Annotated in this window: 22 protein-coding genes and 1 pseudogene; 3 read left to right on the forward strand and 20 right to left on the reverse strand. The window is 62.0% G+C overall.

Translation table 11 applies throughout. The features are described 5' to 3' along the window. The first annotated feature begins 135 nt into the window (after positions 1 to 135). Positions 136 to 3,135, forward strand: a complete 3,000-nt coding sequence (polA, locus tag FHX15_RS04795) for a DNA polymerase I (RefSeq protein WP_184394197.1) — start codon at positions 136 to 138, stop codon at positions 3,133 to 3,135. Between the two features lie 174 nt (positions 3,136 to 3,309). Then, the gene (locus tag FHX15_RS04800; protein ID WP_184394199.1) at positions 3,310 to 5,676 is read left to right on the forward strand and encodes a DNA translocase FtsK; all 2,367 of its coding nucleotides are present in this window, start codon (positions 3,310 to 3,312) and stop codon (positions 5,674 to 5,676) included. Between the two features lie 15 nt (positions 5,677 to 5,691). Here FHX15_RS04800 and FHX15_RS04805 read toward each other — a convergent pair. The 15 genes and pseudogenes from FHX15_RS04805 to phnG all read right to left on the reverse strand — a co-directional run bounded on the left by FHX15_RS04805 (position 5,692) and on the right by phnG (position 18,309). Next, positions 5,692 to 6,197, reverse strand: a pseudogene (locus FHX15_RS04805) (GrpB family protein). 2 nt (positions 6,198 to 6,199) lie between these two features. After that, positions 6,200 to 6,805, reverse strand: a complete 606-nt coding sequence (gene phnN, locus FHX15_RS04810; protein WP_184395325.1) for a phosphonate metabolism protein/1,5-bisphosphokinase (PRPP-forming) PhnN — start codon at positions 6,803 to 6,805, stop codon at positions 6,200 to 6,202. Then, entirely contained in the window at positions 6,805 to 7,944 is a 1,140-nt protein-coding gene (locus FHX15_RS04815) for an alpha-D-ribose 1-methylphosphonate 5-triphosphate diphosphatase (protein WP_184394201.1), read from the reverse strand. Before FHX15_RS04815 ends, phnN begins: the two co-directional genes overlap by 1 nt. 12 nt (positions 7,945 to 7,956) lie before the next feature. After that, positions 7,957 to 8,652, reverse strand: coding sequence for a DUF1045 domain-containing protein (locus tag FHX15_RS04820; protein WP_184394203.1), 696 nt, complete (start codon positions 8,650 to 8,652; stop codon positions 7,957 to 7,959). Positions 8,653 to 8,790: 138 nt separating this feature from the next. Further along, a complete protein-coding gene (gene phnE, locus FHX15_RS04825) occupies positions 8,791 to 10,137 on the reverse strand; it encodes a phosphonate ABC transporter, permease protein PhnE (protein ID WP_184394205.1) in 1,347 nt (448 codons plus the stop codon). Between the two features lie 7 nt (positions 10,138 to 10,144). After that, complete coding sequence (gene phnE / locus FHX15_RS04830) at positions 10,145 to 11,110, reverse strand: phosphonate ABC transporter, permease protein PhnE (RefSeq protein ID WP_184394207.1); 966 nt, start codon at positions 11,108 to 11,110, stop codon at positions 10,145 to 10,147. Between the two features lie 67 nt (positions 11,111 to 11,177). Continuing rightward, a complete protein-coding gene (phnD, locus tag FHX15_RS04835; RefSeq protein WP_184394209.1) occupies positions 11,178 to 12,086 on the reverse strand; it encodes a phosphonate ABC transporter substrate-binding protein in 909 nt (302 codons plus the stop codon). Positions 12,087 to 12,174: 88 nt separating this feature from the next. After that, positions 12,175 to 13,020 (reverse strand): phosphonate ABC transporter ATP-binding protein, encoded by an 846-nt coding sequence (gene phnC, locus FHX15_RS04840; protein WP_184395326.1) that lies wholly within the window; start codon positions 13,018 to 13,020, stop codon positions 12,175 to 12,177. A 118-nt stretch (positions 13,021 to 13,138) separates the two neighbouring features. Continuing rightward, the gene (locus FHX15_RS04845; RefSeq protein WP_184394211.1) at positions 13,139 to 13,756 is read right to left on the reverse strand and encodes a DapH/DapD/GlmU-related protein; all 618 of its coding nucleotides are present in this window, start codon (positions 13,754 to 13,756) and stop codon (positions 13,139 to 13,141) included. Continuing rightward, positions 13,753 to 14,463: a phosphonate C-P lyase system protein PhnL gene (gene phnL, locus FHX15_RS04850; protein ID WP_184394212.1), complete on the reverse strand. Its 711-nt coding sequence runs from the start codon at positions 14,461 to 14,463 to the stop codon at positions 13,753 to 13,755. The genes FHX15_RS04845 and phnL overlap by 4 nt, the downstream gene beginning before the upstream one ends. 5 nt (positions 14,464 to 14,468) lie before the next feature. After that, the gene (gene phnK, locus FHX15_RS04855) at positions 14,469 to 15,245 is read right to left on the reverse strand and encodes a phosphonate C-P lyase system protein PhnK (RefSeq protein WP_184394214.1); all 777 of its coding nucleotides are present in this window, start codon (positions 15,243 to 15,245) and stop codon (positions 14,469 to 14,471) included. After that, a complete protein-coding gene (locus FHX15_RS04860) occupies positions 15,242 to 16,117 on the reverse strand; it encodes an alpha-D-ribose 1-methylphosphonate 5-phosphate C-P-lyase PhnJ (RefSeq protein WP_184394217.1) in 876 nt (291 codons plus the stop codon). Before FHX15_RS04860 ends, phnK begins: the two co-directional genes overlap by 4 nt. Next, positions 16,114 to 17,220, reverse strand: coding sequence for a carbon-phosphorus lyase complex subunit PhnI (locus FHX15_RS04865; protein ID WP_184394218.1), 1,107 nt, complete (start codon positions 17,218 to 17,220; stop codon positions 16,114 to 16,116). Before FHX15_RS04865 ends, FHX15_RS04860 begins: the two co-directional genes overlap by 4 nt. Before the next feature lie 4 nt (positions 17,221 to 17,224). Next, on the reverse strand, positions 17,225 to 17,833 hold the full coding sequence (gene phnH / locus FHX15_RS04870; RefSeq protein ID WP_184394220.1) for a phosphonate C-P lyase system protein PhnH: 609 nt from the start codon (positions 17,831 to 17,833) through the stop codon (positions 17,225 to 17,227). Next, on the reverse strand, positions 17,833 to 18,309 hold the full coding sequence (gene phnG / locus FHX15_RS04875; RefSeq protein ID WP_184395328.1) for a phosphonate C-P lyase system protein PhnG: 477 nt from the start codon (positions 18,307 to 18,309) through the stop codon (positions 17,833 to 17,835). Before phnG ends, phnH begins: the two co-directional genes overlap by 1 nt. A gap of 136 nt (positions 18,310 to 18,445) precedes the next feature. On the opposite strand from phnG, the gene phnF reads away from it, so the two are divergent. Further along, positions 18,446 to 19,183, forward strand: coding sequence for a phosphonate metabolism transcriptional regulator PhnF (phnF, locus tag FHX15_RS04880; protein ID WP_184394222.1), 738 nt, complete (start codon positions 18,446 to 18,448; stop codon positions 19,181 to 19,183). Positions 19,184 to 19,247: 64 nt separating this feature from the next. Here the strand turns inward: phnF and FHX15_RS04885 are convergent, their stop codons facing one another. The 5 genes from FHX15_RS04885 to FHX15_RS04905 form a co-directional block, all read right to left on the reverse strand. Then, a complete protein-coding gene (locus FHX15_RS04885; RefSeq protein WP_184394224.1) occupies positions 19,248 to 19,883 on the reverse strand; it encodes a 2,3-bisphosphoglycerate-dependent phosphoglycerate mutase in 636 nt (211 codons plus the stop codon). A 22-nt stretch (positions 19,884 to 19,905) separates the two neighbouring features. Then, a complete protein-coding gene (gene dapB / locus FHX15_RS04890) occupies positions 19,906 to 20,730 on the reverse strand; it encodes a 4-hydroxy-tetrahydrodipicolinate reductase (RefSeq protein WP_184394226.1) in 825 nt (274 codons plus the stop codon). An 18-nt stretch (positions 20,731 to 20,748) separates the two neighbouring features. Beyond that, a complete protein-coding gene (locus tag FHX15_RS04895; protein ID WP_184394228.1) occupies positions 20,749 to 22,536 on the reverse strand; it encodes an ABC transporter ATP-binding protein in 1,788 nt (595 codons plus the stop codon). A 94-nt stretch (positions 22,537 to 22,630) separates the two neighbouring features. Then, entirely contained in the window at positions 22,631 to 23,647 is a 1,017-nt protein-coding gene (locus FHX15_RS04900; RefSeq protein WP_184394229.1) for a glucokinase, read from the reverse strand. A 28-nt stretch (positions 23,648 to 23,675) separates the two neighbouring features. Beyond that, positions 23,676 to 24,056: a methylglyoxal synthase gene (locus tag FHX15_RS04905; protein WP_184394231.1), complete on the reverse strand. Its 381-nt coding sequence runs from the start codon at positions 24,054 to 24,056 to the stop codon at positions 23,676 to 23,678. Between the last annotated feature and the right edge of the window lie 94 nt (positions 24,057 to 24,150).

Consider the following 24,150-nt stretch of genomic DNA (forward strand, 5'->3'; position numbering starts at 1 on the left):
ATTGAAAATGTGGTTTTTCAAGGGAAAGAGAAAAAACTGCCTATTACAAATTAGTAACAGTTTGGTGAGGCGGAATCTTTTTGCGCAGCCAAGTTTATATGGACCTTATCAGGCCGGCACGCTATCCATGCTGCCATGAAAAAAGGCGATCATCTCTTCCTCGTTGACGGTTCGGGATTCATCTTCCGGGCCTTTCATGCTCTACCGCCGCTGACGCGCAAATCCGATGGCCTGCCGGTCGGCGCCGTCTCGGGTTTCTGCAACATGCTGTGGAAGCTGCTGAGGGATGCACGCAGCACCGATGTGGCTGCCACGCCGACCCATCTTGCCGTCATTTTCGACTATTCGTCGAAGACCTTCCGCAAGGATCTCTATGACGCGTATAAGGCGAACCGTTCAGCGCCGCCCGAAGAGCTGGTGCCGCAGTTCGGCCTGATCCGCGAGGCGACGCGCGCCTTCAATCTTCCCTGCATCGAGACGGAAGGTTTCGAAGCCGACGATATCATCGCGACCTATGCCCGCCAGGCCGAAGCCGTCGGCGCCGACGTGACGATCGTCTCCTCCGACAAGGATTTGATGCAGCTCGTCACGACCAATGTCCACATGTACGACAGCATGAAGGACAAGCAGATCAGCATCCCCGATGTCATCGAGAAATGGGGTGTGCCGCCGGAAAAGATGATCGACCTGCAGGCCATGACCGGCGATTCCGTCGACAATGTTCCGGGCATTCCAGGCATCGGCCCCAAGACGGCTGCCCAGCTTCTCGCCGAATATGGCGATCTCGATACGCTTCTTGAGCGTGCCCACGAGATCAAGCAGGAAAAGCGCCGCCTGACCATTCTCGAAAACATCGACAAGGCAAAGCTCTCCCGCGAGCTCGTACGTCTGCGCACCGACGTACCGCTGGAACTCGATCTTGACGCGCTCGTCCTGGAGCCGCAGAACGGCCCCAAGCTGATCGGTTTCCTGAAAACCATGGAATTCACGACGCTGACGCGCCGTGTCGCCGAATTCTGCAATTGCGACGCCAGCGAGATCGAACCCGCCTTCGTTAAGATCGAATGGGGGGCGGATGCACATGGTCCGGATCTCGATTCGGCCGAGCCGGAACCTGTCGCTGGCGCCGTCCCCGAAATCGGTGGCGAAGCCCTCGCGGTTCCGCCGCGCGCAAAGGCGAAGACTGCGGTTGAAGGCACCTTTGCGCCGGCCGATCTTGCCAAGGCGCGCGCCGAGGCGTTCGCAACCCTGCCGTTCGATCATTCTTCCTATGTGACGATCCGCGACCTTGCGACCCTCGATCAATGGATCGCAGCTGCGCGCGACACCGGCCTCGTTGCCTTCGATACGGAAACGACCTCGCTCGACGCCATGCAGGCCGAGCTCGTCGGCTTCTCCCTGGCGATCGCCGATAACACCGCCGATCCGACAGGTATGCGCATTCGCGCCGCCTATGTTCCGATCGGCCACAAGACCGGCGTTGGCGACCTGCTCGGCGGCGGTCTCGCCGACAACCAGATCCCGATGGGCGACGCGCTATCGCGGTTGAAGGCGCTGCTGGAGGATGAATCGATCCTCAAAGTGGCGCAGAATTTGAAATACGACTACCTGCTGATGAAGCGCTACGGCATCGAGACGAAGAGTTTCGACGATACGATGCTGATATCCTACGTGCTCGATGCAGGCACCGGCGCGCACGGCATGGACCCGCTATCGGAAAAGTTCCTCGGCCACACGCCGATCGCCTACAAGGATGTCGCCGGCTCCGGCAAGTCGAACGTTACCTTCGACCTCGTTGATATCGAGCGCGCGACACACTATGCCGCCGAAGATGCCGAAGTGACGCTGCGTCTCTGGATGGTGCTGAAGCCGCGCCTTGCCGCCGCCCGGCTGACGCGCGTTTATGAGCGCCTGGAACGTCCGCTCGTGCCTGTCCTGGCGCGTATGGAAGAACGCGGCATCACCGTCGACCGCCAGATCCTGTCGCGCCTGTCGGGCGAACTGGCTCAGGGTGCAGCCAGGTTCGAGGATGAAATCTATCAACTCGCCGGCGAGAGGTTCAATATCGGCTCTCCCAAGCAGCTTGGCGACATCCTGTTCGGCAAGATGGGCCTTGCCGGCGGCACAAAGACCAAGACCGGCCAGTGGTCGACCTCGGCAAGCGTGTTGGAAGACCTGGCGGCGGCCGGCTTCGAGCTGCCTCGCAAGATCGTCGACTGGCGCCAGCTCACCAAGCTGAAATCGACCTATACGGACGCTCTTCCGGGCTACATTCATCCGGAAACGAAGCGGGTGCACACGTCCTATTCCCTGGCCTCGACGACAACAGGCCGTCTTTCCTCTTCGGAGCCGAACCTTCAGAACATTCCGGTCCGCACCGCCGAAGGCCGCAAGATCCGCACCGCCTTCATTTCGTCGCCGGGCCACAAGCTGATCTCGGCCGACTACAGCCAGATCGAGCTTCGCGTGCTCGCCCATGTCGCCGAAATCCCGCAGCTCGTGCGCGCCTTCGAAGACGGCATCGACATCCATGCGATGACGGCCTCCGAAATGTTCGGCGTTCCGGTCGAAGGCATGCCGGGCGAAGTGCGCCGCCGCGCCAAGGCCATCAACTTCGGTATCATCTACGGCATCTCCGCCTTCGGCCTCGCCAACCAGCTTTCCATCGAGCGTTCGGAAGCCGGCGACTACATCAAGAAATATTTCGAGCGCTTCCCGGGCATCCGCGATTACATGGAAAGCCGCAAGCAGATGGCCCGCGACAAAGGTTATGTCGAAACGATCTTCGGCCGGCGAATCAACTATCCTGAAATCCGCTCGTCCAATCCTTCCGTCCGCGCCTTCAACGAACGTGCCGCCATCAACGCGCCGATCCAAGGCTCGGCCGCCGATGTCATCCGTCGCGCCATGATAAAGATCGAGCCGGCGCTCGCCGAGGCCGGCCTTGCCGATCGGGCGCGCATGCTCTTGCAGGTGCACGACGAATTGATCTTCGAGGTCGAAGAGGGGGATGTCGAAAAGGCCATACCGATCATCGTTTCGGTCATGGAAAACGCCACTTCGCCGGCGCTTGAAATGCGCGTGCCGCTTCGGGTCGACGCCCGCGCCGCCACCAACTGGGACGAAGCGCATTAAGGCGCTTCGTCCCATTCGGCCAAAGATTTTTCCTTTCGTATCAAGCTGCTGAAATAAAATTGTTTTCGCCTTTGAAGCCATTCCGCGACGGGACGGCTGGAAGGAACTTATTAACCTTCATTTTCTATCCGGAAGGATGTCAGAAATTACCAGGCGTGAGTGAGTAGCTGTCGCATGCGTTTTCCCAGAACCAATTTGACGGACGCCGGAGATTTCTCTTCCGGACTTGAAGCTGAACATTCCGTGGAAAATGCGCCCGTGGAATATGTAGGCGAAAAACCGGTGCCGCCGCTCTGGCAGAGCAATTTCTCGCTCGCCCCGAACGTGCGCTTCACTCGCACGCCGGAAACGCTGATCAGCAAGCGCCACGCGCCGGAGAAGCCGGTTCGCGCGGAGGTCGTCGCACCTCCTGCTCCGCAGCCCGTAGCCGCTCCGCAGCAGGTCACGACGGCGCAGACGCGTGCACCGATAACGGTCAATGTACCCTTCGATATCTATCTGGCTGATATGGCCGAGCCGATTATTGCACCGCAGCCGGAACCTCAGCTACAGCCCATTGCGGCAGTTTCGGTCGAAACCACGCTGCGCGCCGCAACGGAGCTTTCCTCGATTTCGGATTTTGCCTTCTGGGAAGTCATGGCTTTCGAGGAGGCAGATGCGATTCCATCGCGTTCTCCTGTCATCGCGTTGCAGCAGGCCGAATCCGAATCGATCACTTCGCGCTTCCGAATCATGGAATGGCGGCCGGGCCGGCATAATCCGGCGCCGGTAGCCCCCCGCGCCACGCTGCCGGTCGCGCCTGCGCCAGCACGTCCCGCACGTCCTCCGGCAATTCACGTTGGTCAGGCTTCGGACGTCCCGACTCCGGTCGTGCAGGCTCCGGCGGCTCAGGCGCCGGTGATTCAGTCGAACCCGGCACCGGCCGAAGCCCCGGCCGGCTCGCGTGTAGAAATCGCCGCACCTGCGTTGTCCCCGGTTCGCCCGGCCCGCATGGTCGTCGATAAGGTCGATGCATCCGGCTACGAGTTCCCGCCGCGCGCCCTGTTGCAGGAGCCGCCCGAGCGGCTCGGCGAGATTATGTCGCAGGAAACGCTCGAGCAGAATGCGGGCCTCCTGGAAAGCGTGCTGGAGGATTTCGGCGTCAAGGGCGAGATCATCCATGTCCGCCCCGGCCCCGTCGTCACGCTCTATGAATTCGAGCCGGCGCCGGGCGTGAAATCATCCCGCGTCATCGGCCTTGCCGATGATATCGCCCGGTCCATGTCGGCGCTGTCGGCCCGCGTAGCCGTGGTCCCCGGCCGCAACGTTATCGGCATCGAACTGCCGAATGCGACGCGCGAAACCGTCTATTTCCGCGAGATGATCGAGAGCGACGATTTCGACAAAAGCGGTTACAAGCTGGCGCTCGGCCTCGGCAAGACCATCGGCGGTGAACCTGTTATCGCCGAGCTCGCCAAGATGCCGCATCTGCTCGTTGCCGGCACCACCGGCTCCGGCAAATCCGTCGCCATCAACACGATGATCCTATCGCTGCTCTACCGCATGACGCCGGAACAGTGCCGCCTCATCATGGTTGATCCCAAGATGCTGGAACTGTCCGTCTATGACGGCATCCCCCACCTGCTGACGCCTGTCGTTACCGATCCCAAGAAAGCCGTCATGGCGCTGAAATGGGCGGTGCGCGAGATGGAGGAGCGCTATCGCAAGATGTCGCGGCTCGGCGTACGCAATATCGACGGCTACAACGGCCGCGTCTCCCACGCTCGCGAAAAGGGCGAGACCATCCATATCATGGTCCAGGTCGGCTTCGACCGGCAAACCGGTGCGCCGATCGAGGAGCAGCAGGAGCTGGACCTTGCACCGATGCCCTATATCGTCGTTATCGTCGACGAGATGGCCGACCTGATGATGGTCGCAGGCAAGGAGATTGAAGGCGCAATCCAGCGCCTCGCGCAGATGGCGCGTGCTGCCGGCATTCACTTGATCATGGCGACGCAGCGTCCGTCAGTCGATGTCATCACCGGCACGATCAAGGCGAACTTCCCGACCCGTATCTCCTTCCAGGTCACCTCCAAGATCGACAGCCGCACGATCCTCGGCGAGCAGGGTGCCGAACAGCTGCTCGGCCAGGGCGACATGCTGCATATGCAGGGCGGCGGCCGCATCGCCCGTGTCCACGGCCCCTTCGTTTCCGATGCGGAAGTGGAAAAGGTCGTCGCACACTTGAAGACGCAGGGCCGGCCGGAATATCTCGATACGGTCACAGCAGGCGACGAAGAAGACGCCGAGGATGAGGAGGACGGCGCCGTCTTCGACAAGAGCGCCATGGGCGCCGAAGATGGCGACGAGCTCTACCAACAGGCAGTCAAGGTCGTCATGCGCGACAAGAAGTGCTCCACCTCCTATATACAGCGCCGTCTCGGCATCGGCTATAACCGCGCCGCTTCCCTCGTCGAGCGCATGGAAAAGGAAGGGCTGGTCGGCCCGGCAAACCATGTCGGAAAACGCGAGATCGTCTCGGGCCGCGGCGACAACGAATAATTGGAGTGCGGCTGGTTACCCTTTCTCGGAAGCCAGCCGCAGCGTCTCGAGCACGAAGTCGCGCTTGCCGCCGGTATAATAATCCCAATCGTCATTTGCCTCGCCCATGAGCTTTAGCTTAAGAGCGGCATAAGCCTTTGCTCTTTCCGGATGTGAGCGCAGATAATCGCGAAATGCGATCCGGTCTCGCAGCACGGCATTATCAGTCGTGCATAGATAGAGCCGTGCGCCGTAAGAGCCTTTGCCGCTGGTGAAGGTCCAGGTCTGTTGCTGGTACTTGTCACCATGGAAAGTGTAGGCGCCGAGCGATTGCACACGTTCGATCGTCTCGGGAAGCACGTCCGCATTCTCAAAAGCGGCGTGCAGGTCGATCTTGGGCTTGGCCGCCAGTCCGGGGACCGACGTGCTGCCGACGTGATAAAGACCGGGGCGAGGTGAGCGAGAAGCGGCTCCAGCTCGCCCACGATCCGGCGGAAGAGAGACGGCCATTCCGGGTCATAGTCGACGACATGAATAGCCATTCTTATGTCTTCCAGACGATTTCCTTCAAGAAGCTGTCCAGGATATCGATCATCTTGCCCTTGGCTTCTTCCAGCGAGCCGCTGTTGTCGAGCTCCACGACATCGTAATCGCCGCGCACCGTCAGCGGTCCGCGCGCCAGGCGCGCCATGATGTCCTCATGCGTCTCGCGACCGCGAGCCTCAAGACGACCAGCCAGCACTTCCGGACGGGCAGTCACATTGATGACCTTTAGACGCGGGAAAGCAGCCTGGAACCGGTGCAGCGCCGAGCGCGAGCCATTGGCGACGACGATGTGGCCCTTGGCGAGCGACACGGAAACCTCAGCGGGGATTCCATATTTCAGGCCATGCGCCTCCCACCAGACAGCGAAGGAGCCTGCTTGCTCCATCGATGCGAATCCGGCATCCGAAACGGCGAGATGATCCTCTCCGCCAGCCTCACCGTGGCGGGTGATGACGCGGCGGACGAAATGTACCTCTTCGCGGTGATCGAAATGTCGGGCGGCAAGGTTCATCAGCGTATCCTTGCCGGCGCCGCTCGGGCCGACGACGACGACCATGATGCCGTGTTCGGCGCCGGCGCCCGGATGGGGTTCGTGGGACATCATCATGCGACACGGCGTCCTTCGCGCCAGACGGAACGCGTCACCGGCACGCCATGCGAGCGATGGACGCGGACGAGATCGGCGCGCAATCCGGTTTCGATGCGGCCGCGATCGTTGAGGCTGACGGTACGCGCCGGCGTCGCCGTCACCATCGCGATCGCTTTCGGCAGCGTTATGCCCTCAACTTCGTCGGCAAGGATGAAGGGCGCATGCAGCAGGCTGAGCGGCACGTAGTCGGAGGACAGCACGTCGAGCACACCGAGCTGTGCCAGGTCGCGGGCGGCGATATTGCCGGAATGCGACTTGCCCCGCACGATGTTCGGTGCGCCCATGAGCACGCTCATGCCATTTTCGTGCGACAGCCGGGCTGCGTCGATGCTGGTCGGGAATTCGGCAAGGCGAACGCCGTTTTCGATCGCTTCGTCGACATGGGCCGGCGTCGCATCGTCGTGGCTTGCGACGGTGATGCCGCGCTCGGCGCAGACCTTGGAGATCGCGTCGCGGTTTGGCGTCGAATTGCGGTCGGACTCGGCGATGCGGCGGGCGCAGAAACGGGCGAATTCCTCGTCTGAGAGACCGCGCTTCTTCTGATAATAAAAGATGTACTGATCCATCGTCTGGAATTGGCGCTGCCCCGGCGCGTGATCCATCAGCGAGACCAGACGCACATAAGGATCGTTCTCGAAATCGGCGAAGTGCTGCAGTACGTTGTCGGCGGAAACCTCGCAGCGCAGATGGAGGAGGTGTTCAGCACGCAGACGCCCTTCCTTTTCGGCCGACTGGATGGCGTCGGCCATCTCGCGCATCTCGCCATGTTCGAAGCCGCCGTCTTCATCCGCGCCCATGCGCAGGCAGTCGAAGACCGTGGTGATGCCCGAGGTGACGATTTGAGCATCATGTGCCTGCACGGCCGCCGTCTTGTTCCAGCGGATGCCGGGACGCGGCGAATAGTGGCCTTCCAGATGATCCGTATGAAGCTCGACAAGGCCGGGGATAATGTAGTCGCCTTCGAAATCTTCGCCGGCTACCGAGCTTCCTTCCGAAATATCGGCGATCTTGCCGTCGCGGATCAGGATGGAGCCCGAAAGAATATCATCTTCGAGAACGATGCGGGCGTTTGAAAGAACGGTTTCTTTGCTCATGTTGGATATCTTTCAGCTTCTGGCGCCGGCAAGAGGCAGCCATGTGTGCACTTTGAAAGGCGCGCCGCGCGCCTCCTCGCTAAAGACGGCAAGGCCGGAAATATGGAGCGGCCTGCCCGTGAAATCTGCGAAGCGCTCCGTCAGGATTGTCTTCATCACCTCGGCTCGCTCTTCCGGCACCGGGCCCGTCAGCGTCATGTGGAAGCCGAAATCGTCCATGACGTAAGGGTAGCCCCAACGCAGAAGGTTGCTGCGCTGGCTTTCGCTCAGCCTTTCCGGTTTGCGCCTGGCAATATCGGCCTCGGAGAGCGCTGCCCGGAAGGGTTCGAAAGACTTTACCACCTTTGCCGCAAAATCCTGAAGCGGCTGATGCAGAGAGCCCGGTACGAGCGCAAAAAAGTGACCAAGCTGGCCGAGCACCAGTTCTGGGATGTCGAAGGCCGGCGTTTTGGCGGCAAAATCCTCGACGACCGCCATCAGGTCTTTTTCGGTAACGGAGGCGGCGAGTTCGAAGGGCGCCTTGATGGTCGCATGGAAGCCGTAGCGGCGTGGATCGGCCGTCAGCGCGAACTGTTCGTCAGCCGGCAATGTCTCATGGTCAGGCGCAGGATAGGTTTCACCCGTAAAGGCATTGCGACCGAGCCAGACGGAGGCGGCATCCGTCAGGGGGTCATCCTTGGACGGCGAAAAATAGAGAGCGTAGCGCAAGGCTTTTATCCTGGAGATCGTCCGAACGGGAGCGCAATGTGCAGTGATTTGGCGGCGAACCGCAAGCACGCTCCGGCTAAAAGATTTCCATGACAGAATGATGATGACGGCAGCGCCGTCATCATCATTTACCTCGACCTAGTGACCTGCCTTCGTCCCCATCAGGCGGTGGCGCAGCGCGTTCGATGCGGCATCGAAGAGGAAGACGACGATCAGGATCAGGATGACCATGTAGGCGACGTTTTCCCAGTTGGAATTGGTGCGCATGGCTTCCCAGAGCTTGAGACCGATACCGCCGGCGCCGACAGCGCCGATGATCGTCGCGCCGCGCACGTTCGATTCCCACTGGTAGAGCGTCTGGCTGACGATGACGGGAACGATCTGCGGCATGATGCCGTAGCGGTGCACCAGCACGGTCGAGGCGCCCGTCGACTTCACACCTTCACGCGGCTTGTTGTCGATATTCTCGAGGCCTTCCGAGTAGAGCTTGCCGAGCGTGCCTGTCTCCGTGAGGAAGATGGCGCCGGAACCAGCCAGCGGGCCGGGGCCGAAGGCGCGCGTGAGGAAGAGGGCCCAGATCAGCATGTCGACCGAGCGCAGGAAGTCGAAGAAGCGCTTCAGCGCCTGATTGAGGAACCTGTTCGGCGTGATGTTGCGCGCCGCCATGAAGGCGAGCGGGAAGGCGGCAAGCGAACCGAGCAGCGTGCCGAGGAAGGCCATCACGATGGTCTGGAACAGCTTGGTCCATACATCGCCATGCTGCCATGCGCTGTTGTTCCATATGTTGTCGAATGCAAGCGACAGGTTCGATTGATCGGGATGGATGCGCGGGCCTGACACGATGAGGCTGATGACCTCGCTTGCCGGCTTGTCGAAGAAGGGCGACTGCGTATCGAAGATGAAGTTCGCCCAACCGAGGAAGCGTTTGCGCACCTTCACGCGGTCGACGGAAATGCTGACATCCCCTGCAAAACCAAGATTGGCGAGCACGTTGTCGTCATAAACAGTCATCCAGCCTGGAACCGGACCGACGACTTTCGGTGCGCCGCTGCTGACATCGACCGGCACCGTCATGCCATGGGCAACGATCGTCGTCCGGCTCTTGCTCACAGTGACCGTGCGGCCGCTGCCGCTGACGAGAACCGTGATGCTGCCATCGGCATTGTTCTTGACCCAGTCCGGATGCGGATCGTCGCCGAGCGGCGAGAAGCGGGGGTAGCGCGTCTGGATCGTGCCATCGTCCTGGATACGGAATTCCGGCTGCACGTCATAGCTGATCCACTGGCTCATATAGATGCCGAAGCGTTCCCAATGGGCTTCGGCGACGAGCTTCGGGAGGTCGAAGAACCAGACGGCATAGATACCGTAGAGGATCGTGGCGAGGACGATGAGCAGGCCGCCGAAACGCTGGCGGAAGGTCCGGTGAAAATATTCCGGATAGCGCGTTTCGATCTCATGCATGCGGTTTGCGTCGATGACCGTCATGGCAGCCTCAATGTTGCAGGAGGAAGGCGTGTTCGCCGACGAGCCGGCGGCGCAGCCAGGCGGAAAACTGGTCGACCGCGACGATCGTGATGAAGAGCAGCAGCACCAGAGCCAGGGTTTTCGCGCCGAAGCCACGGGAAATGGAGAGCTTGAGCTCTTCGCCGATACCGCCGCCGCCGACGGCGCCGATGATGGTCGACGCGCGCACGTTGATCTCGAGACGCAGCAGCGCATAGGACGCATAGTTCGGCATCACCTGCGGCAGTGCGGCGAAGCGCACCCGCTCCAGCCAGTTCGCGCCGACGGCCCGCATGCCCTCGTCGGGTTTCATGTCGATATTCTCGGCGACCTCGTAGAAGAGCTTGCCGAGCGCGCCGATCGTATGGAGCGTGATCGCGATGATGGCCGCCACCGGTCCGATCGAAAGGATCGCCGAAAACAGGCCGGCGATGACGATTTCCGGGAAGGCGCGCAGGAATTCCATGATGCGCTTGGTAAAGACGCGCAGCGGCCAGTTCTTCGTCAGGTTGCGCGCCGCAAAGAAGCTGAGCGGAACGGCGAAGATGAAGGCGATGATGGTCGAAACGAGCGCGATATTGATCGTGACGATCATCAGCTCGAAATATTCGGGGATGTAGAAGCTGCCCCAGACATAGACGCGGCCGTTGGCGAAGTTGAATTCCTCGCCGCCCTTGTCGTTCGGGCTCGCAATATCGAAAAGCGCCCGCCCGACATCGGTCCAGTCTTTCGGAATAAGCCAGCTCAGGAAGTCGAAGAGGTGCGGCAGGCGCTCGAAGAAATGACCGGCATTGCTCTCGTCGGCGAAGCGAACGGAGCTCACGAAGGCTGCGAGCAGGATGACCAGGCCGAGGACGGTGTAGAAGCGCCGCCTGGCGATCATCTTGTCCCAAGCGGTGGAGATTTCCTGCGTGCTCTGCATTGGCACATGCTGCTGTGTATCGGCAATGGTCATGACCGCCTCGCCTGGTAACAAGAAAAAGGGCGGCCGTTGCCGGCCGCCCCGTATACGGATGGCGCAATCAGCCGCCGATTGCAGCCTTACGAACCTCTACGACAGCATTGTAGAAGTCGTGCTTGACCGGGACGTAGCCCTTGTAATCGCCGCCTTCGACAGCAGCGAAGCACTTGTGGTCCTTTTCCGGCAGGGCCGTGAAGAAGGCGGCGATCTTCTTCTGCCACTCTTCGCCGAGAGCGTTGCGAACGACGAGCGGGCCGTTCGGGATCAGCGGCGAACGCCATACTTCAACGAGCTTGTTCGGATCGACGGCGCCCTTATCGACTTCCTTGCGGAAGGTACCGGAGGTGTAGCCGTCCTTGAAGTCGCCGATGCCCGAGGAGTCGTCGACAGCAACGTCGACCTTGCCGTCGTAGGCAGCGAGCAGGTTGTTCTCGTGGCCGCCGTTGAACTGGGTGGAAGCGAAGAACTTGTCGTTCGGCATGCCCGTGTCCTTCGGGATCTGCGTCAGCGGAACGAGATAGCCCGAGGTAGAGTCCGGATCGGCGTAGCCGAGCTTCTTGCCCTTGGCGTCCTTGATCGTCTTGATGCCGGATGATTTCAGAGCGAGACCGATCGAGTAGTAACCCGTGGAACCGTCCTTCTGCTGCGTCGTCAGGATCGGCGTAACAGCCTTCGGGTCCTTGATGTAAACGGATGCGTAGCCGGAAGCGCCGAGTTCGGCGAAGTCGAGCGTGCCGCCGAGGAGGCCCTGGATAACGCCGTCATAGTCAGCAGCCGGGAAGAGCGAAACCTTCTCGAATCCGAATTCCTGCTTGAGGTGGTCTGCAAGGCAGGCGTAGTTGCGCAGGCGGTCGGTTTCGTTTTCGCCGCCAAGGATGCCGACGCGGAATTCCTTGAGGTCAGCGGCATTGGCAGCGCCAGCTGCGAGCGACAGGATCGCCGTTGCCGCAAAAAGTGCTTTCTTCAACATGGGTTCTCTCCTGAATGACCGGCGGACCGGTCGTCTTGTTACGAAGAAATCTGCCCTTGACGCGGGCGTTCGATCGCGGCCGTCCCTCTCACAGACCGGCCAGCGCCAGCGGGTGGTCGCCGGCGGATTGGTTTTCGGCTCCTTCCGGAGCGATGTTGATCGCGGTCGAGGTCATCGATTCGTCGATGCCCGCGCCGTCCTTGTCCGTGCCGTAGATTTCCTTCACGGCCTCGGTCGTCAGTTCGGAGGGCTTGCCGTCGAAGACGACGCGGCCGCCTGCCATGCCGACGATGCGTTCGCAGTAGTTGCGGGCCGTATCGAGCGTGTGCAGGTTGGTGATGACGGTGATGCCCTCGCGCTCGTTGATGTCGCGGAGCGCATCCATGACGATCTTGGCGTTCAGCGGGTCGAGCGAGGCGATCGGCTCGTCGGCCAGAACCATCTTCGGGTTCTGCATCAGCGCGCGGGCGATCGCCACGCGCTGCTGCTGGCCGCCCGAAAGCGTGCCGGCCGCCTGCAGCGCCGTCTGTTCGATGCCGAGGCGCTCGAGCGCCGCGATGGCGTGGATGCGTTCCTCCCGGGTGAAGACGTTGAGCAGGCTCAGCACCGTCGAACGATGGTTCAGGCGGCCGAGCATGACGTTGGTCAGCACATCGAGGCGCGGCACGAGGTTGAACTGTTGAAAGATCATCGCGCAGTCGCGCTGCCAGTTGCGCAACGCGTGGCCACGAAGGCCGGAAACCTCCACGCCACCGAAGTGGATGGTGCCGGAGGAAGGTTCCTGAAGGCGGTTGATCATGCGTAGGAGCGTGGACTTGCCGGCGCCGGAGCGGCCGATGATGCCGACCATCTGGCCCTGAGGAATGTCCAGCGTTACGGAGTCGACAGCAAGCTTCTTTCCGAACCGGCGTGTGACATTCTTCAGCTCGAACATCATGCTCTTCCCTCGCATTGCAGGCTTATTTAAGGGATCGCATTAGTCCTGCTTCATGAACCTCGCATGTCAGTTTTGTGTAAGTCCTGTCACAATTCCCCGCGCCGTAATATTGGGCTTAACCGCCGTAGCGCGAAAGGAAGTCTTCGGCTCCGAGCGCCCGGAAATCCGCCAGTGCATCGCGCAGTCGGTCATGGTCCCAGTCCCACCAGGCAAGCTTGTCCATGCGCTCGCCGATCTCCTTCGGAAAGCGCTCGCGAATGAGCTTGGCCGGCACGCCTCCAACGATCGTGTAGGGAGCGACGTCCTTCGAGACGACCGCACCCGCGCCGATCACGGCCCCGTTGCCGACGGTTACGCCGGGCAGGATCGTGGCGCCATGGCCGATCCAGACATCGTTGCCGATGATGACGCGGTTCGACCGGCGCCATTCAAAGAAGTCCGTCTCCATGTCGGCATCCGGCCAATAGTCCACGGCGCGATAGGTGAAGTGGTGCAGTGTCGCCCGCCAGGTCGGATGGTTGGTGGCGTTGATGCGCACCGCAGCGGCGATGTTGACAAACTTGCCGATCGTCGCGCACCAGACGGAGCCGTCCTGCATGATGTAGGAATAGTCGCCGAACTCCGCTTCGCTGATGCGGCAGCGCTCGGAGACTTCCGTATAGCGGCCGAAGGTCGAGTCTGAGACGGAGGCGGTCTCGTGAAAATAGGGTTCGAGGCCCAGATTGCGGCTCATGCGGCGATTGCCTTTCGAGGAGAGAATTGCTGAACGTCGAGAATGCGGTCGGCAGCCGCCTCGCGCACTTCCTCGTCGTGGAAGATGCCGAGAAGGGCGACGCCCGCCTTCTTCTTTTCCTCGATCATGCCGACGACGACGGCGCGGTTCTTCGCGTCGAGCGAGGCAGTCGGCTCGTCGAGCAGCAGGATCGTGTGCTCGGTGATGAAGCCGCGGGCAATGTTGACACGCTGCTGCTCGCCGCCGGAGAAGGTGGCGGGCGGCAGCTGCCAGAGCGCTTCCGGCAGGTTCAGCTTTTCGAGCAGCGCGGCAGCCTTTTCCCTGGCGCCGGCGGGAGCTTCTCCCCGCGCGATCAACGGCTCTGCGACCACATCGATCGCCGCAACGCGCGGCACCGTGCGCAGGAACTGGCTGACATAGCCGAGTGTGTGGCGCCGCACGTCGAGAATGGTGCGCGGGTCGGCTGCGGCGAGATCGACGATCTTGCCCTTGTGGTCGATGAGGATCTGGCCGGTATCGACGGCATAATTGCCGTAGATCATCTTGAGCAGCGAGCTTTTGCCGATCCCCGACGGACCGCCGAGCACGACGCATTCGCCCGATGCGACCGAGAAGGAGACATCCGAGACAACAGGCAGCTTGATGCCGTCGCGCAGGTGCATGGTGAAGCTCTTGGCGACTTCTGAAACGACGAGAGGCGTGGCCATGGTTCTTAAACCTGCAGGATCGAGGAAACGAGGAGCTGCGTATAGGGCTCGCGTGGGTCATCCAGCACGCGGTCGGTCAGGCCCTGCTCGATGACGAAGCCATCCTTCATCACCATCATGCGGTGGGAGAGAAGGCGGGCGACGGCGAGGTCGTGGGTGACGATGATGGCCGACAGCCCGAGATCGTTGACGAGGCCGCGCACCAGATCGAGCAGACGCGCCTGCACCGAGACGTCGAGCCCGCCGGTCGGCTCGTCCATGAAGACGAGGCGCGGGCCGGTCACCAGATTGCGGGCGATCTGCAGGCGCTGGCGCATGCCGCCGGAAAAGGCCCGCGGCTGGTCATCGATGCGGTCGGCGTCGATCTCGACGCGCTCCAGCCAGTCGATGGCGGTGGAACGGATCTTGCCGTAGTGCCGGTCGCCGATCGCCATCAGGCGTTCGCCGACATTGGCGCCGGCAGACACCCTCATACGCAGCCCGTCGGCCGGGTTCTGATGCACGAAGCCCCAATCGGTGCGCATCAGGAAGCGGCGTTCGGCCTCGTTCATGTGGTAGAGGTCGCGGTAGCTGCCGTCGCGCATGTGATATTCGACGCTGCCGGTGGTCGGCATCAGCCGGGTGGAAATGCAGTTCAGCAGCGTCGTCTTGCCGGAGCCGGATTCGCCGACGATGGCGAGCACTTCGCCCGGCCAGAGCTCGAAGGAGACGTTCCGGCAGCCGATGCGGCTGCCGTAGAACTTCGAGAGGTCGTTGACTTTGAGAAGCGGTGTATCGGTCATTCTGCAGCCTCCCGGGCCAGCATTTCGCCGGCATGTCCGTGTGCCCGGCGGTCTTCGCAATGGTCGGTGTCGGAGCAGACGAACATGCGCCCGCCCTTGTCGTCGAGGATCACCTCGTCGAGGTAGACGTCCTCTGCCCCGCAGAGCGCACAGGGCTTGCCGAAGCGCTGGATCTCGAAAGGATGGTCTTCGAAATCGAGGCTGACGACCTGGGTATAGGGAGGCACGGCATAGATGCGCTTTTCGCGGCCGGCGCCGAAGAGCTGCAGCGCGTCCGACATGTGCATTTTCGGATTGTCGAATTTCGGCGTCGGCGATGGGTCCATCACGTAGCGGCCATTGACCTTGACCGGATAGTCGTAGGTCGTGGCGATGCGGCCGTTACGGGCGATATCCTCGTAGAGCTTGACATGCATGAGGCCATATTCTTCCAGCGCATGCATCTTGCGCGTCTCGGTTTCGCGCGGTTCGAGGAAGCGCAGCGGTTCCGGGATCGGCACCTGATAGACGAGCACCTGGCCTGGCCCGAGTTTCTCTTCGGGGATACGGTGGCGCGTCTGGATGATCGTCGCATCCTTGGTGTGGGTCGTCACAGCGACATTGGCGACCTTTTGGAAGAAGGCGCGGATGGAGACGGCGTTCGTCGTGTCGTCGGCGCCTTGGTCGATCACCTTGAGAACGTCCTCGGGTCCGATGATCGAGGCCGTTACCTGTACGCCGCCGGTGCCCCACCCGTAAGGCATCGGCATTTCCCTGCTGGCAAAGGGCACCTGATAGCCCGGAATGGCGATCGCCTTCAGGATCGCGCGGCGTATCATGCGCTTGGTCTCTTCATCGAGATAGGCGAAATTATAGGTGGCGAGATCACTCATTCGGCGGCCTCCTTTTGGGCCTCGTCGCTGTTGCGGGCGGCTTCGAAATCGCGGCGCATGCGGCGGACGAGGTCGAGTTCGGCCTGGAAGTCCACGTAATGCGGAAGCTTCAGGTGCTCGACGAAGCCGGTTGCCTGCACATTGTCGGAATGGGAAATGACGAATTCCTCGTCCTGCGCGGGCGCGGTGATGTCCTCGCCGAGCTCTTCAGCCCGCAATGCGCGATCCACCAGCGACATGGCCATTGCCTTGCGCTCGCTCTGGCCGAAGACGAGGCCATAGCCGCGGGTGAACTGCGGCGGGGCCTTGGCCGAGCCCTTGAACTGGTTGACCATCTGGCATTCGGTGAGCTGGATCGGTCCCAGAGAGACGGCAAAGCCGAGCTCCGGCACGTCGAATTCCACCTCAACCTCGCCGATGCGGATTTCGCCGGTGAACGGGTGGTTGCGGCCGTAGCCGCGCTGGGTGGAATAGCCGAGCGCCAGCAGGAAGCCTTCGTCGCCGCGGGCAAGCGCCTGCAGTCGAAGATCGCGGGTCATCGGGAATTCCATCGGCTCACGTGTCAGGTCGCCCGTCCCGTGATCCTCGGGAAGCTCGCCATCGTCCTCGATCAGCCCTTCCTGGCCGAGGATCTCGGAAACGCGCATGACGCGGCCGCTCTCCGCCTCGCGCTGCACCGGCTCTTCTACGGCCTCGTCCGAAAGCAGCGAGGGATCGAGCAGACGGTGCGTATAATCGAAGGTCGGGCCGAGCAGCTGGCCGCCCGGAAGATCCTTGTAGGTGGCGGAAATGCGGCGCTCGATCTGCATGTTGCCGGTATCGAGCGGTTTCGAATAACCGAAGCGCGGCAGCGTCGTGCGATAGGCGCGCAAGAGGAAGATCGCCTCGATCATATCGCCGCGCGACTGGCGTACGGCAAGCGCTGCCAGCGTGCGGTCGTAGAGCGAGGCTTCCGCCATGACGCGATCGACGGCGAGCGCCAGCTGTTCGACGATCTGCTCGATACCGAGGGCCGGCACGGAGCGGTCGCCTCGCCGGCGGTCGGCGAGCAGGCGGTGGGCATTGGCGATGGCGGCCTCGCCACCCTTGACGGCAACATACATGAGCTCAAATCTCCGTTGCTGTGATCTTGGTGGTGCGCGGCAGGCAGAGGAAACGCTTGCCTGCCGTCAGCACGATGTCGACGCCGCGCGGGAAGAGCGCACGGTTTTCCGTCCAGAGGCGCAGGAAGGTTTCCGGCAGTCCGACAGGCGCGATCTCTGCCACGCTCTGAATGCCCGGGCCCATCAAAGCGAGCCGGCGACCGCCTTCGAGACCGGCAAGTTCAATTACGATAGTCGTGGAACGATCGGGATATTCCTGAGTGCCTGCAGCAAACAGACCGAAGGTGGAAAGCGTCATCCCGGTTTCGACGAACGCAAAGCGCGCTTCTGCCTTTTCGGTGGTCAGAGGTGCGCCGGCATGAAAGCCGAGCCATTCCGAAACGCCCGACTTGGCAAGCCCAGCGGAAAGCCAGACCGGGGTGTCATGGTCGCAAAGCGTCAGCCCGATCGCGCCGGCGGCAACGCCGAGCGGCGCAGGCGGCACCACATCAGGAATGACGGTCTTAATCGTTCCGGGCCGGGCCATGCCGTCCATCAGCATCTTGAACACGCTCTGGGCCTGGAAGACGGGTTCGGCAAAGCCGCCGGTCAGAACATCGGTCTTGGCACGCATCAGTCTTCTCCCCGCACCATGGTGAAGAAGTCGACGCGGGTCGCAGCCGTTTCTTCCGCCTTGCGATTGTTATCGTCGGCGATTCGCCGGGCGATCGGCGAAAGCAGCCTTTCCTCGACGAAACCCTTGGTTGCTTCTTCCTGCCAGAGCGCATCGAAGATCGCCGAAAGCCTTGCCTTCTCGCGGTCGGTGCCGAGCGCCTGAGCGTGACCGACCGAGCCGGAGGCAAGCCGCACCGTCGCGCGCGTCACCGTCACTTCGCCGAGATTGAAGGGCGCACCGCCGCCGCCGATGCGGCCGCGAACCATGACGAGGCCGGTCTCCGGGCCGCGCATCGGCTGCACCACCGGCTGTTCGGCAAGCGCCTCCCAGGCCGCCAGCAATTCCTGTGTCTCGGCGCGCGCGAGCAGGTCGACGGCGCGCTTACGCCCGCCTTCCGTTCGCGCCGCAGCTTCCGTCTTCTCCGCTGCCGTCATCATCTGTTCCTCGGAAAATGTCTATTGATATAGACAACCATACAAGATATACCTATCCCTAAATCGGCGAGGTGACAAGCGTGTGACACGGCGCTACCGAAGTTCGCCGGGCCGAAAATGAGTTGGCAGGGGTGCAATGGCAGGAATAAAGCAGGTGCAGCGTCAGACGGGCGTGGCGCTCTGGCGCCAGATCGCCGACAGGATCCGCGAGGCGATCAGCCGTGGCGCTTACGACGAAACGGGCATGGTGCCGCCGGAAACCGTTCTGGCGCTGCAATTCGGCGTCAACAGGCATACCGTGCGGAGTGCACTTGCAGCCCTTGCGCAGGAGGGCATCGTTCGCGCGGTGCAGGGTCGCGGCACGCTGATAGAACGCAAGGAGCGCCTGAATTTTCCGATCAGCCGCCGTACCCGTTTCACCGATGGTATCCGGGATCAGGCGCGCGAGACGCGCGCGCTCCTGCTTGGCCATGCCGAGGAGGAGGCGGATTCAGAGGTAGCCCGCTGGCTGCACCTGGAGCAAGGCACGCCGGTGATCCGGCTGGAAACGGTGCGCGAAGCGGATAAACGTCCGGTTTCTCGGGCCACGAGCTGGTTCCCGGCCGCGCGCTTTGCCGATATCGGGCAAGCCTACCGGATGGCGGGATCCATCACTAAGGCCTTTGCTGCCCTCGGCCTGTCAGACTATGTACGCGCCACGACGGAGATCACTGCCGCTCACGCCGATTCCGCCGATATTGCCGATCTGGGCCTGACGCCGGGCGCGGTGCTGTTGATCACCAAGGCGATGAACACCGATCTGGAGGGCGTGCCGGTGCAATATTCGATCAGCCGCTTTGCCGCCGATCGCGTCCAGTTCACCATCGAGAACTGAAGCCGAAAGCAAAAAGGCCAGGCATGCGAGCCCGGCCTTTGACTTTATCCGTGACTGCTCGCGCTCAGTGCGCGCCGGACATATCGCCGAGCACTTCCTTGGAAGCGACGGTGGAATCTGCCTTCAGCTTGTAGACCATTGGCACGCCAGTCGCGAGATTGAGCGACAGAACCTGCTCGCGGGTGAGGCGGTCGAGAACCATGACGAGCGAACGCAGCGAATTGCCGTGTGCGGCAACCAGCACCTTTTCGCCGCGCAGCACGCGCGGAAGGATTTCCGTGAGGTAGTACGGCCAGACGCGGGCGCCGGTGTCGCGCAGGCTTTCGCCGCCCGGAGGCGGAACGTCGTAGGAGCGGCGCCAGATATGCACCTGCTCTTCGCCCCACTTGGCGCGGGCATCGTCCTTGTTGAGGCCGGAGAGATCGCCGTAGTCGCGTTCGTTCAGCGCCTGGTCGCGGATCGTCTCGAGATCCGGCTGGCCAACTTTGTCGAGGACGAGCTTCAGCGTGTGCTGCGCGCGCACCAGTGCGGAGGTGAAGGCGATATCGAACTTGATGCCGTAATCGGCAAGCGCCTGGCCGCCGGCTGTCGCTTCCTGGATGCCGAGCTCGGTCAAATCGGGGTCTTTCCAGCCGGTGAAGAGATTCTTGAGATTCCAGTCGCTCTGCCCATGGCGAACGAGGACGAGGGTACCGCTCATGAAAAATGCCTCCGAGAAATGGTCAATGGGAAGAAAGCCCGAGAACATCGAGCATGGAATAGAGCCCCGGTTTCTTGTCGCGCGCCCACAGTGCTGCCTTGATCGCGCCGCGCGCGAAAATCGACCGGTCGGTTGCGCTGTGCGACAGGGTGACGGTCTCGCCTTCGCCGGCAAAGAGCACGGAATGCTCGCCGATGACGGAGCCGCCGCGCAGCGTCGCAAAGCCGATCGTTCCGGCTTCCCGCGCACCCGTATGGCCGTCACGCACGCGCACGGATTTCGAGCCGAGATCGATGTTGCGGCCCTTCGCTGCCGCCTCGCCGAGAAGCAATGCCGTACCAGAGGGCGCGTCGACCTTGCGCTTGTGATGCATTTCGAGAACTTCGATATCCCAGTCTGCGGGATCGAGTGCCTGTGCGGCCTGCTGCACGAAGACGCTGAGCAGATTGACCCCGAGGCTCATATTGCCCGACTGGACGATGCGGGCATGGCGCGCGGCAGCCGCGATCTTCGCGTTGTGCTCATCGGAGCAGCCGGTCGTGCCGACGATATGGACGATGCGCGCCTGCGCCGCCAGTCCGGCAAATTCCACTGATGTGGCGGGAGATGTGAAGTCCAGCACGCCCTCGGCGTGAAGGAACCCAGCCAAGGGATCGTCGCCGATGATGACACCATTGGTGCCGAGACCGGCGACTTCACCGGCATCCTTGCCGACGAAGGGGGAGCCCGGCCGCGCGACAGCTGCATGCAGCGTCACGCCCTCGATGGAATGGATGAGACGGATGAGCGTCTGCCCCATACGTCCCGCCGCTCCGACCACAACCAGTTTCATCGCAGCGTCGCTCATCTCAGTCCGTCATCCCGATCAAAATGAATCAGAAGCCGAAGGCCTCTGCAGATTGTTGAGGCGAGCGTAAAGTCCGTCGCTGACCTTCGCAAGCGTCTCGTGATTGCCTTCTTCGACGACGCGGCCCTGCTGCATGACGATGATCTTGTCGGCGCGCACAACGGTCGAAAGCCGGTGAGCGATGACGACGACCGTGCGGCCAGTCATAGCCTCGTCGAGCGCCTTCTGCACGGCAGCTTCCGATTCCGTATCGAGCGCCGAGGTTGCCTCGTCGAGAAGCAGGATCGGCGCGTTGCGTACCAGGGCGCGGGCGATCGACAGCCGCTGGCGCTGGCCGCCGGACAGCGTCACGCCGTTTTCGCCGACGGGCGTATCGTAGCCCTGCGGCTGTGCGACGATGAAGTCATGCGCATAGGCAAGACGTGCCGCCTTCTCGATTTCATCGTCCGTCGCCTCCGGACGGCCGTAACGGATATTGTCCCGGATCGTGCCTTCGAAGAGGTAGGGTTGCTGCGAAACATAGGCGAGCTGCCGGCGCAACGACTGCTTGGTCACATGGGCGATGTCCTGCCCGTCGATCAGGATCTGGCCTTCCCGCGGGTCGTAGAAGCGCGGAATGAGGCTGATGACTGTGGATTTTCCTGCACCGGAAGGGCCGACGAGGGCCGTCGTCTTTCCGCCCTCGGCCGTCAGTGTCACGTGATCGAGCACGCTCTCGTTGCCATAAGCGAATGAGACATTGCGCAGTTCGATCTTCGCCTCGGTCACCACAAGCGGCTTTGCATCCGGCAATTCGCGCTGGCGCGGCTCCATGTCGAGCAGCTCGTAGATCATCCGGGCGTTGACGATGGCGCGCTCCATCTGCACCTGCAGGCGGGCAAGGCGGCGGGCCGGATCATAGGCGAGCAGCAGCGCCGTGACGAAGGAGAAGAAGGCACCGGGCGGCACATTCTGGTAGATCGAGCGATAGGCGGCATAGGCGAGCACGCTTGCAACGGCAAATCCGGCAAAGCTTTCCGTCAGCGGGGAGGTGCGCTCGGAAAGCCGGGCAATGCGGTTTGCCCGGCCTTCGGCAGCGGAAATCAGCTTGTTGACCTTGTTCTCCAGCGCTTCTTCCATCGTGAAGGCCTTGACGATGGAAATGCCCTGGATGGTCTCCTGCATTGCGCCGAGAACGTGGCTGTTGAGGTTGACCGCCTCGCGGGTTGCCGAGCGCAGGCGCTTGGAAACATAGCGCAGCGCATAAAGCAGCGGCGGCGCCAGGATGAACACGGCGAGGCTGAGCAGCGGATCCTGCAGCACCATGACGCCGATCAGCGAGACGAAGGTCAGGAGGTCGCGCACCGTCGAGGTGATCGTCAGGTTCAGTACATCGCGGATGCCGGTCACGTTCTGGCTGACCTGCGCGGCGATATGGGCGGAGCGGGATTCGTTATAATAACCGACGGAGAGCGTCATAAGATGCGAATAGATACGCCGCTGGTAGCGCGCCACGATGTCGTTGCCGATCCGCGACAGCGCCACGCCCTGCCCATAGCTCGCAAAGCCGCGCAGCATGAAGGCAATGAAAATGGAAAGACAGATGATCCAGACGACGTCCGCACGCCGGTTGGCAAAGGCCTCGTCGATGATCGCCCGCATGATCCAGGCGGTGAACGCCGTCGAAAGCGCGACGACGATAAGGCAGGCGATTGCGAAGACATAGCGCCAGAGATGGTCACGGCCGTTTTCGGCAATGATGCGCTTCAGGATGCCGGTGACGGTATCGCTGTTGACGTGTGGCTTTCTGCTGTCGGCGGCTTCCAAAAATAGGCTTCCTGTCTCGGGGCTGCGTGCCGCAGGCGCGGTACGCATATGCGCCGGCTCTATAAAGAGTTGGAGTGGCTTTGGCTAGACAGGCTCAGGCCCGCCAGCGCCGCCCATCCGTCGACAGGCCGAAGTTTGCCGGCATGCGCGCATAGGAGGAAAGCCCGGCAAGTGCCGCGAGCGGATGCGTCACGACATAGGTCGGAATCGTGCGCAGCAGGGCCGAATGCGGCGCCTTGTCTTCGAAGGCTGCACGGAATTCCGGTTTTTTCAGCGCCGGAAGGATCTTCTGCGAGATGCCGCCGGAGAGGTACACGCCGCCGCGGGCCATGAAGACCAGCGCCATGTCGCCTGCCACGCGGCCGAGATAGGTGGCAAACAGCGAGACGGTTTCGATCGCCACCTTGTCGCTGCCGGCTAGCGCATGCGACGTAATGTCTGCCGGATCGCTCATCGTCGGCTCGATGCCGTCGGCGGCGCAGATGGCGCGGTAGAGATTGACGATGCCGCGGCCGCAGAGGATCTGCTCGGCCGAAACGCGGCCTTCGATGGTCTCGACATGCGGGAAGATCTCATAGTCGCGTTTGCTGCGCGGGCCGAGATCGACATGCCCGCCTTCGCCGGGAACCGGAATCCAGGTCGACTGGGTATGGACCAGACCACCGACGCCGAGGCCGGTGCCGGGTCCGAGAACGACCCGGGAGGCCACCATGTCGCCCGCAGCGTTGCCGATGCGCTCGCGGTTCTCGTCGGAAAGGGCAGCAATCGCCAGCGCCTGTGCTTCGAAATCGTTGACGATGAGCACATCGACGAGGCCGAGGCCCTCGATCATCGTCTTCGGCCGCACCACCCAGGGGCAGTTGGTCAGCGGGATCTCATCGGCCTTGATCGGTCCGGCAACAGCGAGGATTGCGGCGCGGGGCTGCACAGATGTCTTGTCCAGCACACCCTTCTGGATCGCCTCGTCGATCTTCTCGTAATCGGCCGTGCGCACATTCGGAAACTGCTTCGGCTCCGCATAGGCATCCGTCAGGATGGAAAAACGGGCATTCGTGCCGCCAATATCGCCGATCAGGATCGGAAAGGGCAAGGGAGTGGAGGATGCAGTCATGGCCGGTTCCGTGCTGGTGCCCGAGAGATCAGGCGTTAAGGGTAGGGAGAAGTTTTTCGGCTGTCGACTCGTTGAGCGCCATCGGAATGTCGTAGACGATTGCAAGCCGCATCAGCGCCTTTACGTCGACATCATGCGGCATCGGCGTCAGCGGGTCCACGAAGAAGATCAGGGCGCTGACTTCGCCTGTCGAGATCAGGGCGCCGATCTGCTGGTCGCCGCCGAGCGGGCCGCTCTTGAGCCGTGTCACGTGAAGGTCAGGAGCGGCGTCGAGGACGCGCCCGCCGGTCGTGCCGGTGGCGACGATTTTCCATTTGGCGAGGAGATCCCTGTTGCGGCGGGCAAACTCCGCCATTTCGTCCTTCTTCTGGTCATGCGCAATCAATGCGAGGCATTTGTCGCCGGCCATGAATGGACCCTCCGCGCGAGTAATTCAATCGATTTGGCCGCTTCTACACCAGCCGTTTGTGATTTGAAAGACAGCGCAACCGCCCGCCTGTTTT

The organism is Rhizobium sp. BK650, assembly GCF_014195325.1.
In the GTDB taxonomy this organism is placed as follows: Bacteria; Pseudomonadota; Alphaproteobacteria; order Rhizobiales; family Rhizobiaceae; genus Rhizobium.

Bases quoted from the DNA above. Each gene is read 5' to 3' on its own strand.
- polA (WP_184394197.1), top strand. From the start codon at position 136: ATGAAAAAAGGCGATCATCTCTTCCTCGTTGACGGTTCGGGATTCATC.
- FHX15_RS04800 (WP_184394199.1), top strand. From the start codon at position 3,310: ATGCGTTTTCCCAGAACCAATTTGACGGACGCCGGAGATTTCTCTTCC.
- phnN (WP_184395325.1), bottom strand. From the start codon at position 6,805: ATGATGTCCCACGAACCCCATCCGGGCGCCGGCGCCGAACACGGCATC.
- FHX15_RS04815 (WP_184394201.1), bottom strand. From the start codon at position 7,944: ATGAGCAAAGAAACCGTTCTTTCAAACGCCCGCATCGTTCTCGAAGAT.
- phnE (WP_184394205.1), bottom strand. From the start codon at position 10,137: ATGACGGTCATCGACGCAAACCGCATGCATGAGATCGAAACGCGCTAT.
- phnE (WP_184394207.1), bottom strand. From the start codon at position 11,110: ATGACCATTGCCGATACACAGCAGCATGTGCCAATGCAGAGCACGCAG.
- phnD (WP_184394209.1), bottom strand. From the start codon at position 12,086: ATGTTGAAGAAAGCACTTTTTGCGGCAACGGCGATCCTGTCGCTCGCA.
- phnC (WP_184395326.1), bottom strand. From the start codon at position 13,020: ATGTTCGAGCTGAAGAATGTCACACGCCGGTTCGGAAAGAAGCTTGCT.
- FHX15_RS04845 (WP_184394211.1), bottom strand. From the start codon at position 13,756: ATGAGCCGCAATCTGGGCCTCGAACCCTATTTTCACGAGACCGCCTCC.
- phnL (WP_184394212.1), bottom strand. From the start codon at position 14,463: ATGGCCACGCCTCTCGTCGTTTCAGAAGTCGCCAAGAGCTTCACCATG.
- phnK (WP_184394214.1), bottom strand. From the start codon at position 15,245: ATGACCGATACACCGCTTCTCAAAGTCAACGACCTCTCGAAGTTCTAC.
- FHX15_RS04860 (WP_184394217.1), bottom strand. From the start codon at position 16,117: ATGAGTGATCTCGCCACCTATAATTTCGCCTATCTCGATGAAGAGACC.
- FHX15_RS04865 (WP_184394218.1), bottom strand. From the start codon at position 17,220: ATGTATGTTGCCGTCAAGGGTGGCGAGGCCGCCATCGCCAATGCCCAC.
- phnH (WP_184394220.1), bottom strand. From the start codon at position 17,833: ATGCGTGCCAAGACCGATGTTCTGACCGGCGGCTTTGCCGAACCCGTC.
- phnG (WP_184395328.1), bottom strand. From the start codon at position 18,309: ATGACGGCAGCGGAGAAGACGGAAGCTGCGGCGCGAACGGAAGGCGGG.
- phnF (WP_184394222.1), top strand. From the start codon at position 18,446: ATGGCAGGAATAAAGCAGGTGCAGCGTCAGACGGGCGTGGCGCTCTGG.
- FHX15_RS04885 (WP_184394224.1), bottom strand. From the start codon at position 19,883: ATGAGCGGTACCCTCGTCCTCGTTCGCCATGGGCAGAGCGACTGGAAT.
- dapB (WP_184394226.1), bottom strand. From the start codon at position 20,730: ATGAGCGACGCTGCGATGAAACTGGTTGTGGTCGGAGCGGCGGGACGT.
- FHX15_RS04900 (WP_184394229.1), bottom strand. From the start codon at position 23,647: ATGACTGCATCCTCCACTCCCTTGCCCTTTCCGATCCTGATCGGCGAT.
- FHX15_RS04905 (WP_184394231.1), bottom strand. From the start codon at position 24,056: ATGGCCGGCGACAAATGCCTCGCATTGATTGCGCATGACCAGAAGAAG.